Raw genomic sequence first — 15,342 nt, 5'->3', positions numbered from 1 at the left:
CCCGAACGACTACCGCAGCCACGACTTACCTGATACCGATTGCGACATGGAGTTCGCGATCCTCGTCGCAGACGGCGTTTTCACCTCCGGTTTCACGCTGCTTCACGACATCCTGAACGTCGCCGAGGTCCTCCGTCTCGCCCATGATCCTGCGGTACCGGAGATCCGCGTCGTGGTCGTCGGCGAGCAGCCGCTCGTCCGTACCGGGTCTGGGCTGGCCATCCCGACAACGGCCCGCCTCGACGACCTTGCCGACGCTGATGTCGTCGTGGTTCCCGCGCTCGGAGCACTCGACGAGGCTGGCATGGTCGACGCGCTCGACGCGCCGGCCACGAGCCGCATGGCAAGCGCGCTCGCCGACCTCGACCGCAGTAGCGGGCTCGTCGCCGCAGCGTGTACCGGGACATTCCTCCTCGCCGAAGCTGGCCTGTTGAGCGGGCGCCGCGCGACGACGTCGTGGTGGCTGAACTCCCTATTTGCCCGCCGCTACCCGGACACCGAGCTCGACGCGGACCGCATGGTCGTCAAGGACGGAGACTTGCTCACCGCGGGTGCCGCGTTCGCTCACATCGATCTCGCTCTGACGCTCGTCCGCGGCATATCCGTCGATCTCGCCGACCGTGTCGCGCGTCACCTGCTGATCGACGAACGAGCGACCCAGAGCATGTACGTCCCACTCGACCACGTGAGTCACGACGATCAGCTCGTGCGCCTGTTCGAGCGGCACGTCCGCGCCAATCTCGCGGCGCCACTCCCGATCGCCACCGTCGCCCGCACGCTCGGCACCACTCCCCGGACGCTCGAGCGTCGCGTTCGCGCAACCGCGAACATGACCCCGCTCGAGCTCGTCCAACGAATCCGCGCCGAGCGCGCCGAGCACCTGCTCGCCACGACCGAACAGTCGATCGATCAAATCGCGCTGGACATCGGCTACCGCAACGGCTCCACCCTGCGCGCCCTGCTGCGAAAGTACCGCCGCAAGCCCTGAAGCGCCGCCTCGTCGGGGAACGCCTCGTCGACGCCGCGCCACCAAGCCTCATCGGGCTTGGACGCACCGGCACGACCGTCCGCTTCGACGTCCCCGAGGCAGACGTCAGCGTCACGCTGCTGCTCGATCGAACACCCACTGTGCCGGGGTCCGACGACGGTCCCGCTGAGATCGAGCTGACGATCACTGACGACCAGACCCCACGCCGCGTCGAGGGCTCGACGCAGACATCGGTGCACGCCGATCCGACTGACCGGGTTCTCGCCATCCGTGCGCCCGCCGCGTACCGTTTCCAGCGGTATCGAGAAGAACTTGCGTAGTCGCTCAACCTTCGGCGACCGGCCACAACGACGAAAGGCCCCATGAACAGGGGCCTTTCGTGAGTAGCGGGGGCAGGATTCGAACCTGCGACCTTCGGGTTATGAGAGTGATCTACGAGGTCATCTCAGGCTCGTGAGCAGTGTTCAAGGGCTCCTGTCAAGGCCGGTTGAAATGTGACCCCGTTGCGCCGGTTGAAAACTGACCCCCTTGGGTGGGAGCGCGGCGGGCGTCGCGGAGGCGAAGCTCGGAGGGCGAGCCGCAGCGGCGCCCGCCGCGGACAGCCCTAATCGGTGGGGGGCGCTCGCGCGAGGTCGCGGTCTTTGAGCCGGTAGCTGTCGCCTTTGAGGGCGAGGATCTCGGCGTGGTGAACGAGCCGGTCGATCATCGCGGCGGCGGTGACTTCGTCGTCGAAGATCTCGCCCCAGGCGGAGAACGGCTTGTTGCTGGTGACGATCAGAGAGGCCCGCTCGTAGCGTCGGGAGACCAGCATGAACATCAGGTTCGCGGCCTGCGGATCGAACGGGACCTGCGGACTGCGCCAAGGCGAGCTGGTCGCGCTGCGTTGGCGCGACGTTGACTGGACCGCGGGCGTGATCCGCGTCCGGAGGAACTACACGCGGCGGGACGTGAGGTACGCCGAAGTCCCGGCGATCGAGCCGGGCCGTGCCGATGATCGACCGGACGCTCGCAGCGCTGGATCAGCTCTACCAGCGATCGCGCTATCGCGAGGACGACGATCTCGTCTTCGGCCATCCCGAGCTCGGCCCTGTGCTCGACGCCTCCAAGCTGCGTAAGCGCTTCAAACACGCCCTCGCGGAGGCGGGTGTCCGGGAGATCCGCTTCCACGATCTCCGACACACGTTCGGCACACAGGCCGCCGCAGCCGGTGTCCCCCTCCGGACGCTCCAGGAGTGGATGGGCCACCGCGACTACAAGACCACGCTCATCTACGCCGACTACGCACCAAGGTCGCAAGAGCGACAGATGATGGAGCGGGCGTTCTCACCGGGCGCCGCTGCAGGTGTTCCCGTCGCGTAGTCGCGGCGAATTTCTTGACCGGCGGTCCGGTAGCGTGGCCGGACCGCCATCGTCGGCAGCCCGCTCGCCTGGCCTCGGACGCCGCAGTTGCGGACAGCCGCGGGAGCCTGGACGATCTCAGGGTGAAAACCTGGATCGAGATCCTGGCGAGCCCAGAGTCGACGGTCGCCGTCGCTGCCATCCGCGTTCGCAACCTCAGGATGCGCAGGCCCGACGGGACGGGATACGCGGCGGCGCTTGTTGCGGAGGCGGCGGGCGAGGCCGACGACGGCACGGCGGCAGTTGATCTCCTCGCCAACCTCGCTGCGCCGTACTTCGCCCTGGCGGCACTCGCCGCCAACGCTGCCGTGGACGACCCGCAGGACCTCATCGCGTTCACGCCTCCCTTGACGACAAGCCCGGCGAGTTCACGGTGCAACGGCAGTCGCACCCGCGCTCTCCCGCACCGAGAGTCCGCGATCTGCCGGCGCCTGCGTTCGTCGAGCTCCGCGGGTGTCTGGACAGCCACCCAAGGAGCGACCGCATCCATCGAGCGGTCGCGCATTACAACCTGGCGTTGAGCCATCTAACTCCGGGCGACAACTGGACGATGTGTGCCGAGTACCTCTACATCGCCTCGGAGAATCTCGCGCGCGTGGTCGCTCAGCGACTCCGAAGCGAGGCCGGACTCGAGGACGCTGAGGACTGGAAGCATCGGTTGGCCGTCGCGAGCGGGATCCATCCTCGCTCGACCGGGGACCGGTCGCATCTCGGGAAGTTCGACACGCTGGTTCGCACCCAGCACATCTTCGACGGAGACCACGAGTGCTACCGCCTCTTGCGCGATGCGAGCGACGGTTTCGAGCATGGCCACGTCGGCTTCGACAAGGTCCGCGCCGGGGCAAACGCTGCGGCGGAAACCGCCTTCGGCCTCATCCGACGGGCCATTCTCCGCGAGCTGGCTCTCCCGCGGGACTGCGCCCTGTTCGACAAACGGTTCGACCACCCCCTCGGCGGGTGGAAGCCGGTTCTCGAACTCGACGGGACCTACACCGAAACCGCGCCGCCTCCCGGGCCGGGCTTTACTCCGGAAGCGACGAGCCATGCGTGGCCGGACTTCTACGGGCCCCACCTGATTCCGAGGATCTCGGACGTCACGGACCTCGACGGGACCACGCGTCAGGTCGAGCTCACCATCGATGGAAGCGGCAACTCGCTCAACGAGCGCCAACACGTCGTACTGCGCGAGACCCCGTTGGCTCTTCCCCAACGGTTCGACGGCGGAAGCCACCGCCGAGACCCGGACGGTCCGCGTCACGCTCAACGGCGAGGACATCACCCAGCAGGTTGTCGACGGACCCGAGCCGCCCCCGCACATTAGCCCGACGGCCGCAGGGGAAGATCCGGTCGACTGAAGCCTACGACGGACTCGAGGGGTGCGCGCCGTCCTGCGGCGTGACGAACGCCCCGCCGTCGATCAACTCGATCCGGTAGCCGTCCGGGTCGGCGACGAACGCGATCAGCGGGAGATCCTCGCGGCCACCGGGGTGGAACGCCGGCTTCTCGGGCTCGACGCCCAACCCCTCGGACAGCGTCGCGAGCGTCGCGTGGATGTCGTCGACGGTCAGCGCGATGTGGTTGTAGCCGTCCCCGAGGTCGTACGGCTCGTCGCGACCGACGTTCACGGTGAGCTCGAGCTGGTCGCCCTCCCCCGGGAGGCCCATGTAGACGTTGTAAGCGGAGTCGAAGTTCAGCTGCCCGCGACGTTCGAAGCCGAGCGCTTCGTAGAAGCGGACGGACGCGTCGATGTCGCGCGAGCGGACACAGGTGTGGACGAGGGTGAGTGCCATGGGGATCTCCGGGCGGGTGGGGTCGATGGTCAGAGGGCCTTGCCGGGGTTCATCCGGCCGGCCGGGTCGAAGACGTGCTTGACGGCGTGGTGCAGGTCGAGCGTGTCGTGCAGCTCGTCGGCGGCGGCCTCACGCTTGAGCAGGCCGACGCCGTGCTCGCCCGTGACGGTGCCACCGAGGTCGCGGGCGAGCGCGATGATCGCCGAGAAGGCGTCGCGGGCGCGCGCGGCGGAGTCGCTGTCGGCGGCGTCGTACACGATCGTGGGGTGCATGTTCCCGTCACCGGCGTGGCCGAACGTGCCGATGAGCATCTCCGTCCGCGCGGCGATCTCCGCGACGCCGCGCAGGAAGGCCGGGATCGCGGGGAGCGGCACCGCGACGTCGTCGAGCAGGGTCGCGCCGGAGCGCTCCAGCGCGGTGTAGGCGAGCCGCCGGGCGGCGAGGATCATGCGGCCCTCGGCGACCTCGTCGGTGGTGACGACGATGCTCGCGCCCGCCTCTTCGCACAGCCGTTCGATGCCGGCGATGTCGTCGGCCGCGCCGGTCCCGGCGTCGGACTGGGCGAACAGCATCGCCTCCGCCTCGAGGTCGAGGTCCATCGGCTGCATCCGTTCGACGGCGGCGATCGTGGCGCGGTCCATCAGCTCGAGCAGTGACGGCCGGTGTCTGCGGCAGATCGCCGCGATCGCCTCACCCGCGGCGTCGAGCCGCGGGAACGACGCGGCCAGCGAGTGCGCGGGAGGCGGCAGCGGGAGCAGCCGGACTGTCGCGGAGGTAACGATGCCCAACGTCCCTTCCGAGCCGCAGAGCAGGCTCGTGAGGTCGTAGCCGGTCACGCCCTTGCGGGTCCGTCGGCCGACCTCGACGACACGCCCGTCGGCGAGGACGACCTCGAGCCCGAGCAGCGCGTCGCGGGTCACGCCGTACTTCACACAGCAGAGCCCGCCGGCGTTCGTGGCGACGTTGCCGCCGATCGTGGAGAACTCGTAGCTCGCCGGGTCGGGCGCGTAGAGCAGCCCCTCCCCGCCGCGGCCTCGCGCAGCGCGCTGTTGACGACCCCGGCCTCGACCGTCGCGGTCAGCGCCGCCGCGTCGACGTCCACGATCCGCGTCATCTGCTCGAGCGAGATCACCAGACAGCCGTCGATGGCGTTCGCCCCGCCGCTGAGCCCGGACCCCGCACCGCGCGGGACGATCGGCATGTCGCGGTCGGCGGCGTAGCGGACGGCTTCCGCGACCTCGGCGGTCGTCCGCGTCCGGGCGAGCGCCGCCGGCGTGCCGGCCGGGAGCATCCCCGGCGCGGCCTGGTCGTGCCGGTAGGACGCCAGGACGTCCGGGTCGGTGATGAGCGTCGCGGTGGTGCTCACGGCATCGCGCGCCGGTAGAACCGGGCGATGTGCTCGTCGGAGAGCCGCGCCGAGGCGTCCTCGTCGCGCGCGGCGATCGCCTCGACGATCGCCTCGTGCTCGCGGATCAGCCGGCGCAGGGTGTGCGACGGGTCCTCGAGCGCGCTCAGCAGCTCGTGCAGGTGCGAGGCGATGGAGTCGCGGACGGCGAGCATCACGAGGGACAACGCCTCGTTGCCGGAGGCGCGCAGGATCTCGAGGTGGAACCGCACGTCGGCCTCGTCGAAGGCGCGGATGTCCGTGCCGGCGGCGCGCATCGCGGCGATCTGCTCCCGCGCGGCGGTCAGGTCGGGCGCGGGCTTGCGCCGGGCCGCCTCCCGGGCCCCGGCGCTCTCCAGCGCGCGGCGCAGGCCCACGAGGTCGGTGAGCGGGACCCGCCCGAGGCGGTGCAGGTGAACGAGCGTGTCGCGCAGCGGATCGGTCGAGAGCGCGGACACCTCCACGACCCGCAGCGGGGCGGTCGGACCGCCCGCGATCGCGAGCCCCTGGGCCTGCAGCGCGCGCAGCGCCCTCGCGCACCGTCGTCCGGCTGACCTGGAAGGCCTCGCACAGCTCGCGCTCGGACGGTAGCGCCGCACCCGGAGCCAGCCGGCCGTCGAGGATCGCCTCGCGCAGCTGCTCCGCGACCTGCTGGTAGACGGGGCGCCGGGGAATCGGAGCGAACGACATGCCGTCGACCCTACTGCTTGTCAGACCAGCAGTCCAGCGTTATGGTCGGACCAGTCCCAACGAGTCGGGAGAGAGTCGTATGGCCACGGTCACGACGGAGATCGGCACCGCCACGCTGGTGGCGCTGATCAAGCGGATGTTCCCCCACTGGCGTGGATCCCGCGGGTGTTGTCACTCAGGCCGCTGGGATTAGCTGTCCGTTGTGATCTTTCCAGGTGCCGGCGACCTGCGCCGGGGTCTTGTAGCCGAGCCCTGAGTGAGGCCGGTGGTGGTAGCTGGTGATGTAGGCGCCGATCTTCTGGCGGGCTTCGTCGATGGTCTCGAACTCCTCGCGCCAGACGCAGCGCAGCTTCAGCTCGCCGAACCAGGACTCGATGAACGCCTGGCTCTCGGGGTCGCGGTAGCCGCCGCGACGGTGCGTGATGTCGTGCGCCGCGAGCCGCGCGCGGAACCGCTTGCTCGTGAACGCGGTCCCGTTGTCCGTGCCGAGCGTGAGCGTTCCCGCGGGAACGTCCCGCGCGGCGACGGCGGCGTCGATGACGGCGATCGCCTCGTCGGCGCGACAGCGGACATCGAGCGCCCAGGCGGTGATCTCGCGGGCGCAGCAGTCGATCACGGCGTTGAGGTAGCACCAGCTGTGCTCCGCGACCCAGACCGCAGTCATGTCGAGGTGCCAGAGCTCGTCGTGAATCGCCCCGGGTTCTTTGGAGGCGATGGTTACCACCGAATCCTGCTACTGCACAGAAACTAATGACTCACGAAACTAGCGCAGCGCCGTCACGACAACGCGCCCGCCGCCCCGCGGGATCGTCGTGACGTTGCGGTGGTACTCGCGCTCGGGCTCGAGGTCGGGCGCCTCGAGATCGACGCGCTCAGCGATCGCCTTGATGACGATCCGCTGCTCGGCCAGCGCGAGCGCTGCACCGAGGCACCGGCGCGTGCCGCCGCCGAACGGCAGCCACGTGTACGTGCCGGGCTTCACCGCGGTCCCGTCCTCCTTGAGGAAGCGCTCCGGCGCGAACCGGAAGGGCTGCGGGTAGAGGTCCTCGCGGTGGTGGATCAGCACGCTGCCGACCGCGACCGGGCCGCCGGCGCGGACGACGTGGTCGCCGAAGCGCCAGTCCTCCTGCACGATCCGGCCGACCATCGAGATCACGGGGCGGACGCGCATCGACTCGGAGACGGTGGCGTCGACGTAGGCGGCGGCCATCGGGTCGTCGGAGCGGACGAGGTCCTTCAGCGTCGCGTGCACGTCGGGGGTGCGCGTGAGTCGCTCGAACGTCCAGGCGAGCTGGTTGGCGGTCGTCTCGTGCCCGGCGAGCACGAGGGTGATCAGCTCGTCGCGGATCTCCTGGTCGGTCAGCGTCTGACCGTCCTCGTCGGTCGCGCTGAGCAGCAGCGAGAGGACGTCGGTCCCGCGCGCGGACTCGGGCAGCGCGCGGCGCTCGCGGATGATCCCGAAGTAGTGGACGTCGACCGCGTCGAGGATCCGCTTCATGATCCCGCGCGGCTCGAGCAGGCCGACGTTGCGGATCTCGAGGAGCGCGAACGCCGGGGTCTCGCTGAACGCGAGCACGCGTCGGGTCGCGTCGCGGAGCTTGCGCTCGGTGGTGCCCTCGGCGGGCTCGCCCTCGACGCCGAAGATGCCGGCCATGATCACGTCGAGCGTGACCGCCTGCATGCGGGCGGCGAGCGGGAAGCTCGAGCCGACCGTCCAGGTGTCGAGCTCGCGGTGGATCATCTCCTCGATCCCGGCCGCGTACTTCGCGATCGCCTCCCCGTGGAACGGCGGGAGCAGCAGCCGGCGCTGGCGCATGTGGCGCTTGCCGTTGGCGGTGAGGACGGACTCGCCGCAGATCGGGCGCAGCGGCGAGTCGGCGGTGATCGACGGCACGGACTCCGGCGGCGCGGTGAAGAGCGCCTTCGCGTGGTCCGGGTGGGTGACGACGGTGAACGGCCGCGCGCGGCCGGGGATGGAGAAGCTGAAGGTCGGCCCGAGCGTGCGCCGGCCACCGAACAGGAACGGCATCGGACGCCGGGAGAAGCGCAGCGCGTGGAGCCCGGCGGGCCCGTCCATGGCGGGCGCCTCGCGCAGGCCGGTGTCGTCGCCGCCGGTCGGGCCGGCGGGTGACGGGTCGACCGTGCCGAGCAGGTGCGGCGCGGCGGTGACGGTCGGGCGGGTCAGCGTGGTCGCCATGCCACGCACCATAGACCGTTACAGATGAAATGTCACGGTCGTGTGGCCGGGATCACGCAGCGCGTCCCGACAGGCGCATGTACTTCGACACCGCCTCGGCCCGGTTGGCCGCCCGCAGCTTGCGCAGGATGTGCTTGACGTGGGACTTCACGGTCCCCTCGCTGATGACCAGCCGGGTGCCGATCGCCGCGTTCGTCTCCCCCGCCGCGAGCAGCGCGAGCACCTCGAGCTCGCGCGCGGTGAGCAGCGAGTGGAGCCGGTGGTCGCCGGGCGACGGCGGGGCCAGGCGCGGACCACCCTCGGGTGCCGGGTGCGACTCGCCGGCCATCCGCACCTCGGACTCGCGGATCTCGTCGATGACCGCCTCCAGCGACGCCGCCATCGCGCGGACCTGGTCGCCCTGCGCCTTCAGCCGCGTCGCGAGCACCGCGCGCAGGAAGACGTAGCCGAACGCCTCGGCGAAGGCGAACAGGACGTCGCGATCGATCTCGTCGGCGTGCCGCTGGGACAGGTAGTAGTCGGCGTGGAAGAAGCCGATCACGTGCCCCTCGGGCATGATCGGCGCCGCCACATAGGAGCGGCTGTCGGACACCGACGCGATCGGCTGATGGACGTGCTCGGACTCCTGCACGTCGCGGACCAGCAGCGGCGCGCGGCGCCGGGCCATTTCGGACTCGATGAGCAGATGGTCCAGCGGCTGCGGCTCGGACGCCGCGTCGAGGATCTCCTTCGCCCAGCTCGGGTCGCCGTTGATGTGGACCTGCACCGGGATCCACATCGAGTCCTCGACGCGGGAGATGATCGCGCGGTCGAAGCCGAGGCCCTTGCAGAGCTCCTCCGGGACGCGCTGGAGCATCTCGTCCGGGGAGGTGATCCCGCGCAGCCGCGACAGCGCCTTCTGGATCCCCGCCATCGCGTCGTAGCGGCGGAGCACCCGGTGCTCGCGCAGGTCGCCGTGGACCTCGCGCAGGTCGCCGAGCAGGTCACCACGCTCGGCGACGTCCACCGGCAGCTCGCGCACGAGGATGATGAGCGCGTCCAGCGTCGAGAGCGCGTCGTCGATGTCGCGGGGGAAGCCCGGCGCGTCCTCCGCCACCGCGGGCAGCAGCGCGACCGCCCGCTCGAGCAACGCGGCGAGGCGCTCGCGGATCCCGGCGTCCGTGATGGGCGGACCCTTGGGGGTCCAGTTGTCGACCGTCGGCACGACCCTCTCCTCTCCTACGACGCCCTGACTGTACCGCCGGACAGGGTGTCCGGGCTCACCCGGTCAGAGGCTGCCGCGAGGCGCGACCCACACGGACTCGAAGGCCAGAACGTCGGCGAGCCGGTCGTAGTGCGCGTCGTAGTGCAGGACCGCGCAGCCGTGCTCGGCCGCGCAGGCCGCGATGATCGCGTCCTGCGGCGGAACGCGATGGTTGCCGGCGGAGCCGCGTGCCGCGAGGTCGAGCACCGCCTGCCGCGCCGCGGCAAGGGTGGTGCGCGACACCGGGAGATCCCGGAGCGTCCCGAGATCGGCATCGAGTTCGAGCACGTCCTCCCGGTCGCGCGCGCTGAACAGCAGCTCGAGGTGCACCACCCCGCAACCCACGATGTGGCCCCTGTCGAGGGCCTGCAACCACCGTTCCGGGTAATGCGCGACGCGGGCCCATGCCGAGGTGTCCGCCAGGAGCGGAAGCCCCGAACCCCAACTCACGACTCGCGCTGCCAGATGCGTCCGTCGGCCTCCAGCAGGATGTCGAGGTCCATCCCCCGACCTTGAGCGAACCGCTCCGTCATCCGACGCCGACGCTCGTCGTCCGGCGTGACATCGTCCCGCTCGACGGCGCGGCGGTAGTCCGCCAACGCTTCCCGCACGATCTCCGCCTGTTTGCGCCGTGTCTTGAACGCGTACTCGCGCAACCACTCGGCCTGCTCGACGGGGAGGAGGAAGTTGCCTTGAACCGTGGAACGCGATGCCATTCAGCGATACTAGCATCGAACCACTAGCACACTAGTGCTTCAGGTTGCCCCCGAACGTCGGCGGCCGCGCGCACCTCGGCGTCGTGTTCGCCCAGCCCCGGCGGCCGCGACGACGGAGCCAGCGGCACACCGTCCACCCGGATCGGTGTGCGCAGCTGCGGTACCTCGTTGCCCGCGGCGTCGACGACGTGCGTGACGAGCCCGGCCTGCGTGTCCGGGTCGGCGAGCATCTCGGGCACGGTGTTGAGCGGCGCCGCCGCGACGCCTGCCTCGTTGAGCGCGACGACCCACTCCGCGCACGGCCGCCGCACGAACCGCGATCCGATCTCGGCGACGAGCTCCGCACGGTGCGCCATCCGGTCGGCGTTGGTCGCGAACCGCGGATCGTCGCCCAGCTCCGGCGCGTCGATGACCGCGAACAGCCGCGCCACCTGGAGGTTCGACGTCGCCGCGATGGCGATCGCCTTGTCCTGCGTGCGCAGCACCTCGTAGGGCGTGATGTTCGGGTGCTCGTTGCCCATCGCCCGCGGGGTCGTCCCACCGATCAGGTGACCGGAGGCCTGGTTGGCGAGCAGCGAACCGCAGGCCTCGGCGAGCGACACCTCGATCCGTCCGCCGACCCCGGACTCCTCCGCGCGACGCAACGCGGCGAGCACGCCGATGGTCGCGTAGAGGCCGGCGCTGAGGTCGGCGATCGGGACGCCGGCCTTCGTGGGCGTGGTCGGGTCCGGACCGGTCACGGACAGGATCCCCGTGTGCGCCTGGATCACGAAGTCGAGCGCCGGCCAGGACCCGCGGGAGGAGGAGTGGCCGTAGCCGGAGATGACCCCGTGCACCAGGCGTGGATTCGCCGCGGCCAACGCGGCGTCGTCCAGTCCCATCTTCTCCATCGTCCCCGGGAGGAAGTTCTCCATGAGGATGTGCGCGTCCGCGGCGAGCGCGAGGACGAGCGCGCGGCCGTCCTCGGTCCGCAGGTCGGCGGTCACGGCCCGGCGCCCGCGGTTGCAGACGTAGAAGTACGCGGCGTTCCCGTCCGGCGCGAACGGCGGCCCCCAGTGGCGGCTGTCGTCCCCGACCTCCGGCCGCTCGACCTTGATCACGTCGGCGCCGAGATCGGCGAGGATCTGCGTGCTGAACGGCCCCGCGAGGATGCGGGACAGATCCAGCACGCGAACGCCCGCGAGGGGTCCCCCGCGGGCGTCCTGAAGCGTCGGCCACATGGCCGGAGAAGCTACTCCGCCGGCGTCGACAGCAGGATGTCGAAGATGTGCCGGTCGAGCTTCGTCGTGAGGTCGACGTGCATGTGCTTCGCCTCGGTGTACTCGTCGAGCGCGCCGCCGCCGAGCTCACGGCCCGCGCCGGACTGCTTGTAGCCGCCGAACGGCAGCTGCGGGTCGACCTGGTGCCAGTTGTTGATCCAGATCGTGCCGGCCTGCAGCTGGTTGCCGATCTCGACCGCGTTCTCGTAGTCGGTGGACCACACGCCGGCCGTGAGACCGTAGGAGGAGTCGTTCGCGATCGCGATCGCCTCCTTCACCGTCGAGTACTTGATGACGACCATGACCGGGCCGAAGATCTCCTCGCGGGCGATCTGCATGTCGTTCGTGACGTCGGTGAAGATCGTCGGCTCGATCCACCAGCCGCCCTCGAAGCCCTCGACCGTCGCGGCGTTGCCGCCGAGCGCGACGGTCGCGCCGTCCTCCTTCGCCTTCTCCATGTAGGCGACGATGCGGTCGCGCTGACGCTCGGAGATGACCGGACCCATGTCCGTGTCGTAGTCGGCCGGGTCGCCGAGCTTGATCGTCGACGCGCGCTTGACCATGCGCTCGACGAACTCGTCGTGGATCGACTCGTGGACGAGGATGCGGGTGGACGACTCGCAGATCTGGCCGCTGTAGAGCATGCAGCCGAACAGCGCGCCCTCGGGGGCGATGTCCATGTCCGCGTCGGGGAGCACGATCGTCGGCGCCTTACCGCCGAGCTCGAGCGTCACCTTCTTCACGGTGCCGGAGGCGAGCTTCATGATCTCGCGGCCGACCGCGGTCGAGCCGGTGAAGCCGACCTTGCCGACGTCCGGGTGCGAGGCCAGGCGGGCGCCGACCTCCTTGCCCTCGCCCGAGACGAGGTTGAACACGCCGGCCGGCACGCCGCACTCGTGCGCGAGCCGCGCGAGCCGCAGGAGCGACAGCGGGGTCTTCTCGTCGACCTTGACGACGATCGAGTTGCCCGCGGCGAGCGCCGGGCCGATCTTCCAGATGCCGAGGACGAGCGGGAAGTTCCACGGGACGATCGCGGCGCAGACGCCGATCGGCTCCCGGCGAACGCGGTTCATCGACATCGTCGGATAGGCGACGGTGGGGACGTCGCGCTCGAACTCGTACCGCTCGGCCTGCTCGGCGAAGTAGAGGAAGTGGCCGGACGCGAGGCCGACGTGGAAGCCGGTCGCCTGGCGGACCGTGGCGCCGTTGCAGATGATCTCGTCCTCGATGAACTCCTCGAGCTCCATCGCGATCCGCTCGCCGATCTCCTTCATGATCGCCGCGCGCTCCTCCGGCGGCTTGTTCGCCCACACGCCGGACTCGAAGGCGCGCTTGGCGGACTCGACCGCCTGGTCGGCGTGCTCCACCGTGCCCTTGGCCATGGTCACGACGAGCTCGTTCGTCGCCGGGTGCCGGATCTCGAAGACCTGGTCGGAATCGACGTCCTGGCCGTCGATGAACATCTGGTGGTGCTTCACGCCAACGGTCGCCACTGGGGTCTCTCCTCTGCTCCTGGATGAACCCCCGTAGCGTCCCGGAGCGCCGGAAACCGCACCACCGCCCCCAGGGGGAGATGCGTCCCACCTTCGGGTTACGTCGGCGAACTCTGGTTCTAGGCGAAGCCGAGCGCCTCGTAGCGCCAGCGGTCGATCAGCGCACCCGTGGCTTCGGCGAGGTCGGCGAGCCGCTCGATCTCGCGGCTCGAGAGCGAGCCGCGCCGCGACGTCGCGGCCAGCTCCTTGATCTCGCCGCGCTGCTCGACGAGCCGCTCGAACTGGCTCTGCAGCGCGCCGGCCATGACCTGCCCGCCGAACTCGCCGAGCAGCAGCTCGAAGCCGGCGTGCAGCCCGGAGGCGGCGGCGCGCGGACGGTGCTGCTCGAGGTCCAGGACGGCCCGCAGGACCAGCTCCTCGCTCTCGAGCACCCTGCCGTTGCCGGTGAGGACCATGCCCATCGCCTGGGTCGGCATGAGCTTCTGGTCCCGGCTCAGCCGCACCGTGGGCGGGGGCGGGACGGCGATCGCCTTCTCCCACTTCCCCGCGGACACGAGCTCGGCGATGCCGTACCCGATGCGGGTGGCGCGGGCGTCGAGCGGGCTGACATCGGCGACGTACGGGTCGGCCGAGCAGGCGCGGTACGCGACGACCGCGCGGTTCAGCGTCTCCAGTGCGGCGCGCGACCACTGGTCGCGCTCGTCGGCCTTCGTCTGCACGGACTCGAAGAACCGCCGGGCGATCTTGTCGTCGGGCAGCAGCCGCGTCCCGAAGACGATCGTCGCGATCGTCAGCGAGGTCTCGCGGGGCTTCTCGCCGTCGGCGACCTCCGGGGCCCCGCCGCGGCCGAACCGGCCGCCCTTCGGCGGCGGCGCGCCGACCACGCGGATCACGAGGACGTCCGCCGAGCCGAGCAGGTAGTCGTCGTCGAAGTCTGTCGCGGGAGCGGCGGGAGGCGCAGCCGCCTGGGCGACGGTCGCCCCGCCCGCCGGGGCGCCGGCCGCGGACATCTCGTCGAACGCCTGGTCGAGCTCGTCCAGGACGCCTGAGGACTCGGGCTCCTCCTCCTCGGGGTGCACGATGTACCGCCCGGCGGGCGGTCCGAGCGAGTGCGTGTACTCGAACTGGACGAACGGGAACCGGTTCACCGCGCACCTCCGCGCAGCCCCTGCCGCGCCCGCTTGTAGCGCCCGCCCAGCGTCCACGCGAGGACGGCGAACAGACCGATGTCGAAGAGGATGAGCAGCGGGCTGTTGCCCACCGATCCGCCGACGCCCAGCGCGAGCACGCCGTGGAAGGCCACGGTGATCAGCATCGCCAGGAAGAAGGAGTGCGAGCGGTAGCCCGTGAAATGCTCTCGGGCGGTGACCTCGAAGGCGCCGAGGCCGACGATGGCGGCGCTGATCACGATGGTGCGCTCGGCCTCGTCGAAGCCCCGCGCGAACCCGATCGTCAGGCCGATGATGCCGGCGAGCATCGCGATCTCGCTGACGGGCACGCCGCCGAAGATGCCCTCCGGGCGCTCGGGGCGCGCGGCACGCCGCTGGTCCTTCGGGACGGTCTGGGACGGGCGCTCGCCCGCCATCCGCCAGGACTCGGCGACGCGGCCGAAGAACCCGGTCGCGGGCGCGTCGGCGTACTGCGACTGCTTCGGCGGGCGGGCACCGCGCGGCGGGCGCGCCTGCGCCGGCTCGGACGCCGCGGCGTCCCGCGGCGGCATCGGCCGCTCGGCGACGTCGAGCCCTCCCCGCTTGCGACTGCGCTTGCCCAAGTCGCTCAGCGCTTTCCGAGCAGGCGGCGCTTGAGCCTCTCGATGATGCCGACCTCGTCGGCCCGGGCGGTCTCGGCCTCGAGCCCCGCGAGCATGGAGTCGACGTCGCGCTGCGTCACGCGCTCGTGCAGCTCGGCGCGGATCTCGGTCAGCTCGTCACGAACCTGCTCGAGCTGCTCGTTCGTGAGCACCGCAGGGCCACGCGCGGGCGAGGCGCTGAACGCCTCGTACGGGCAGTTCTCGATGTGGAACTCGGCGATGTCCCGCTCGAGCTGCTGGATCTGCCGCTTGAGGTCCCGACGCATCGGTCCCTCGTCGACCCCGGGCAGGTCGAGGATCGGCGGCAGCGGCGGACGGTCGCCACCGCTCTGCGTGTCTCGGTCGGTCGTGCGGATCATCGTGGTGCTCCTCCC

The 15,342-nt window shown here is 70.6% G+C and carries 15 protein-coding genes and 4 pseudogenes; 4 read left to right on the top strand and 15 right to left on the bottom strand.

The window, feature by feature from the left end:
• Nucleotides 1–46 precede the first annotated feature (46 nt).
• On the top strand, nt 47–988 hold the full coding sequence (locus GKE82_RS16930) for a GlxA family transcriptional regulator (RefSeq protein WP_154734097.1): 942 nt from the start codon (nt 47–49) through the stop codon (nt 986–988).
• 604 nt (nt 989–1,592) lie between these two features.
• Here GKE82_RS16930 and GKE82_RS16925 read toward each other — a convergent pair.
• Nucleotides 1,593–1,835, bottom strand: a pseudogene (locus GKE82_RS16925) (ATP-binding protein); the annotation flags it as partial.
• Nucleotides 1,836–1,969: 134 nt separating this feature from the next.
• Here GKE82_RS16925 and GKE82_RS16920 point away from each other — a divergent pair.
• The 3 genes and pseudogenes from GKE82_RS16920 to GKE82_RS16910 form a co-directional block, all read left to right on the top strand.
• A pseudogene (locus tag GKE82_RS16920) lies at nt 1,970–2,347 on the top strand (tyrosine-type recombinase/integrase); the annotation flags it as partial.
• 122 nt (nt 2,348–2,469) lie between these two features.
• On the top strand, nt 2,470–2,907 hold the full coding sequence (locus GKE82_RS16915) for a hypothetical protein (RefSeq protein WP_154734095.1): 438 nt from the start codon (nt 2,470–2,472) through the stop codon (nt 2,905–2,907).
• Between the two features lie 29 nt (nt 2,908–2,936).
• A complete protein-coding gene (locus tag GKE82_RS16910; protein WP_154734094.1) occupies nt 2,937–3,707 on the top strand; it encodes a hypothetical protein in 771 nt (256 codons plus the stop codon).
• 37 nt (nt 3,708–3,744) lie between these two features.
• Here the strand turns inward: GKE82_RS16910 and GKE82_RS16905 are convergent, their stop codons facing one another.
• The 14 genes and pseudogenes from GKE82_RS16905 to GKE82_RS16845 all read right to left on the bottom strand — a co-directional run bounded on the left by GKE82_RS16905 (nt 3,745) and on the right by GKE82_RS16845 (nt 15,327).
• Nucleotides 3,745–4,176: a VOC family protein gene (locus GKE82_RS16905; RefSeq protein ID WP_154734093.1), complete on the bottom strand. Its 432-nt coding sequence runs from the start codon at nt 4,174–4,176 to the stop codon at nt 3,745–3,747.
• A gap of 29 nt (nt 4,177–4,205) precedes the next feature.
• A pseudogene (locus GKE82_RS28765) lies at nt 4,206–5,389 on the bottom strand (FAD-binding oxidoreductase); the annotation flags it as partial.
• Nucleotides 5,390–5,538: 149 nt separating this feature from the next.
• Nucleotides 5,539–6,018 carry a FadR/GntR family transcriptional regulator gene (locus tag GKE82_RS16895; RefSeq protein WP_196189277.1) on the bottom strand — a complete coding sequence of 160 codons (480 nt, stop codon included), beginning with the start codon at nt 6,016–6,018 and terminating at the stop codon, nt 5,539–5,541.
• A 73-nt stretch (nt 6,019–6,091) separates the two neighbouring features.
• Nucleotides 6,092–6,250, bottom strand: a pseudogene (locus GKE82_RS31545) (winged helix-turn-helix domain-containing protein); the annotation flags it as partial.
• 175 nt (nt 6,251–6,425) lie between these two features.
• Nucleotides 6,426–6,974: a DDE-type integrase/transposase/recombinase gene (locus GKE82_RS16885; protein WP_154734091.1), complete on the bottom strand. Its 549-nt coding sequence runs from the start codon at nt 6,972–6,974 to the stop codon at nt 6,426–6,428.
• Between the two features lie 39 nt (nt 6,975–7,013).
• Complete coding sequence (locus GKE82_RS16880; RefSeq protein WP_154734090.1) at nt 7,014–8,447, bottom strand: cytochrome P450; 1,434 nt, start codon at nt 8,445–8,447, stop codon at nt 7,014–7,016.
• A gap of 52 nt (nt 8,448–8,499) precedes the next feature.
• Nucleotides 8,500–9,651, bottom strand: a complete 1,152-nt coding sequence (locus GKE82_RS16875) for a LuxR C-terminal-related transcriptional regulator (RefSeq protein WP_154734089.1) — start codon at nt 9,649–9,651, stop codon at nt 8,500–8,502.
• A 63-nt stretch (nt 9,652–9,714) separates the two neighbouring features.
• Nucleotides 9,715–10,140 (bottom strand): PIN domain-containing protein, encoded by a 426-nt coding sequence (locus GKE82_RS27200; protein ID WP_196189276.1) that lies wholly within the window; start codon nt 10,138–10,140, stop codon nt 9,715–9,717.
• Nucleotides 10,137–10,406, bottom strand: a complete 270-nt coding sequence (locus tag GKE82_RS27195; RefSeq protein ID WP_196189275.1) for a hypothetical protein — start codon at nt 10,404–10,406, stop codon at nt 10,137–10,139. Before GKE82_RS27195 ends, GKE82_RS27200 begins: the two co-directional genes overlap by 4 nt.
• A 23-nt stretch (nt 10,407–10,429) precedes the next feature.
• A complete protein-coding gene (locus GKE82_RS16865) occupies nt 10,430–11,626 on the bottom strand; it encodes a CaiB/BaiF CoA-transferase family protein (RefSeq protein ID WP_154734087.1) in 1,197 nt (398 codons plus the stop codon).
• Between the two features lie 11 nt (nt 11,627–11,637).
• Nucleotides 11,638–13,128, bottom strand: coding sequence for an aldehyde dehydrogenase family protein (locus tag GKE82_RS16860; protein WP_154735222.1), 1,491 nt, complete (start codon nt 13,126–13,128; stop codon nt 11,638–11,640).
• Between the two features lie 149 nt (nt 13,129–13,277).
• On the bottom strand, nt 13,278–14,306 hold the full coding sequence (locus tag GKE82_RS16855) for a hypothetical protein (RefSeq protein ID WP_154734086.1): 1,029 nt from the start codon (nt 14,304–14,306) through the stop codon (nt 13,278–13,280).
• The gene (locus tag GKE82_RS16850; protein WP_154734085.1) at nt 14,303–14,929 is read right to left on the bottom strand and encodes a hypothetical protein; all 627 of its coding nucleotides are present in this window, start codon (nt 14,927–14,929) and stop codon (nt 14,303–14,305) included. Before GKE82_RS16850 ends, GKE82_RS16855 begins: the two co-directional genes overlap by 4 nt.
• A 5-nt stretch (nt 14,930–14,934) precedes the next feature.
• Nucleotides 14,935–15,327, bottom strand: coding sequence for a hypothetical protein (locus GKE82_RS16845; protein ID WP_154734084.1), 393 nt, complete (start codon nt 15,325–15,327; stop codon nt 14,935–14,937).
• Nucleotides 15,328–15,342: the final 15 nt, after the last annotated feature.

Origin of the sequence: Conexibacter sp. W3-3-2, assembly GCF_009707605.1 — a bacterium.
GTDB classification, from domain to species: Bacteria; Actinomycetota; Thermoleophilia; order Solirubrobacterales; family Solirubrobacteraceae; genus Paraconexibacter; species Paraconexibacter algicola.
The sequence above is the reverse complement of the archived record's forward strand: the minus strand, read 5'-3'. Positions and strand labels throughout refer to the sequence as shown.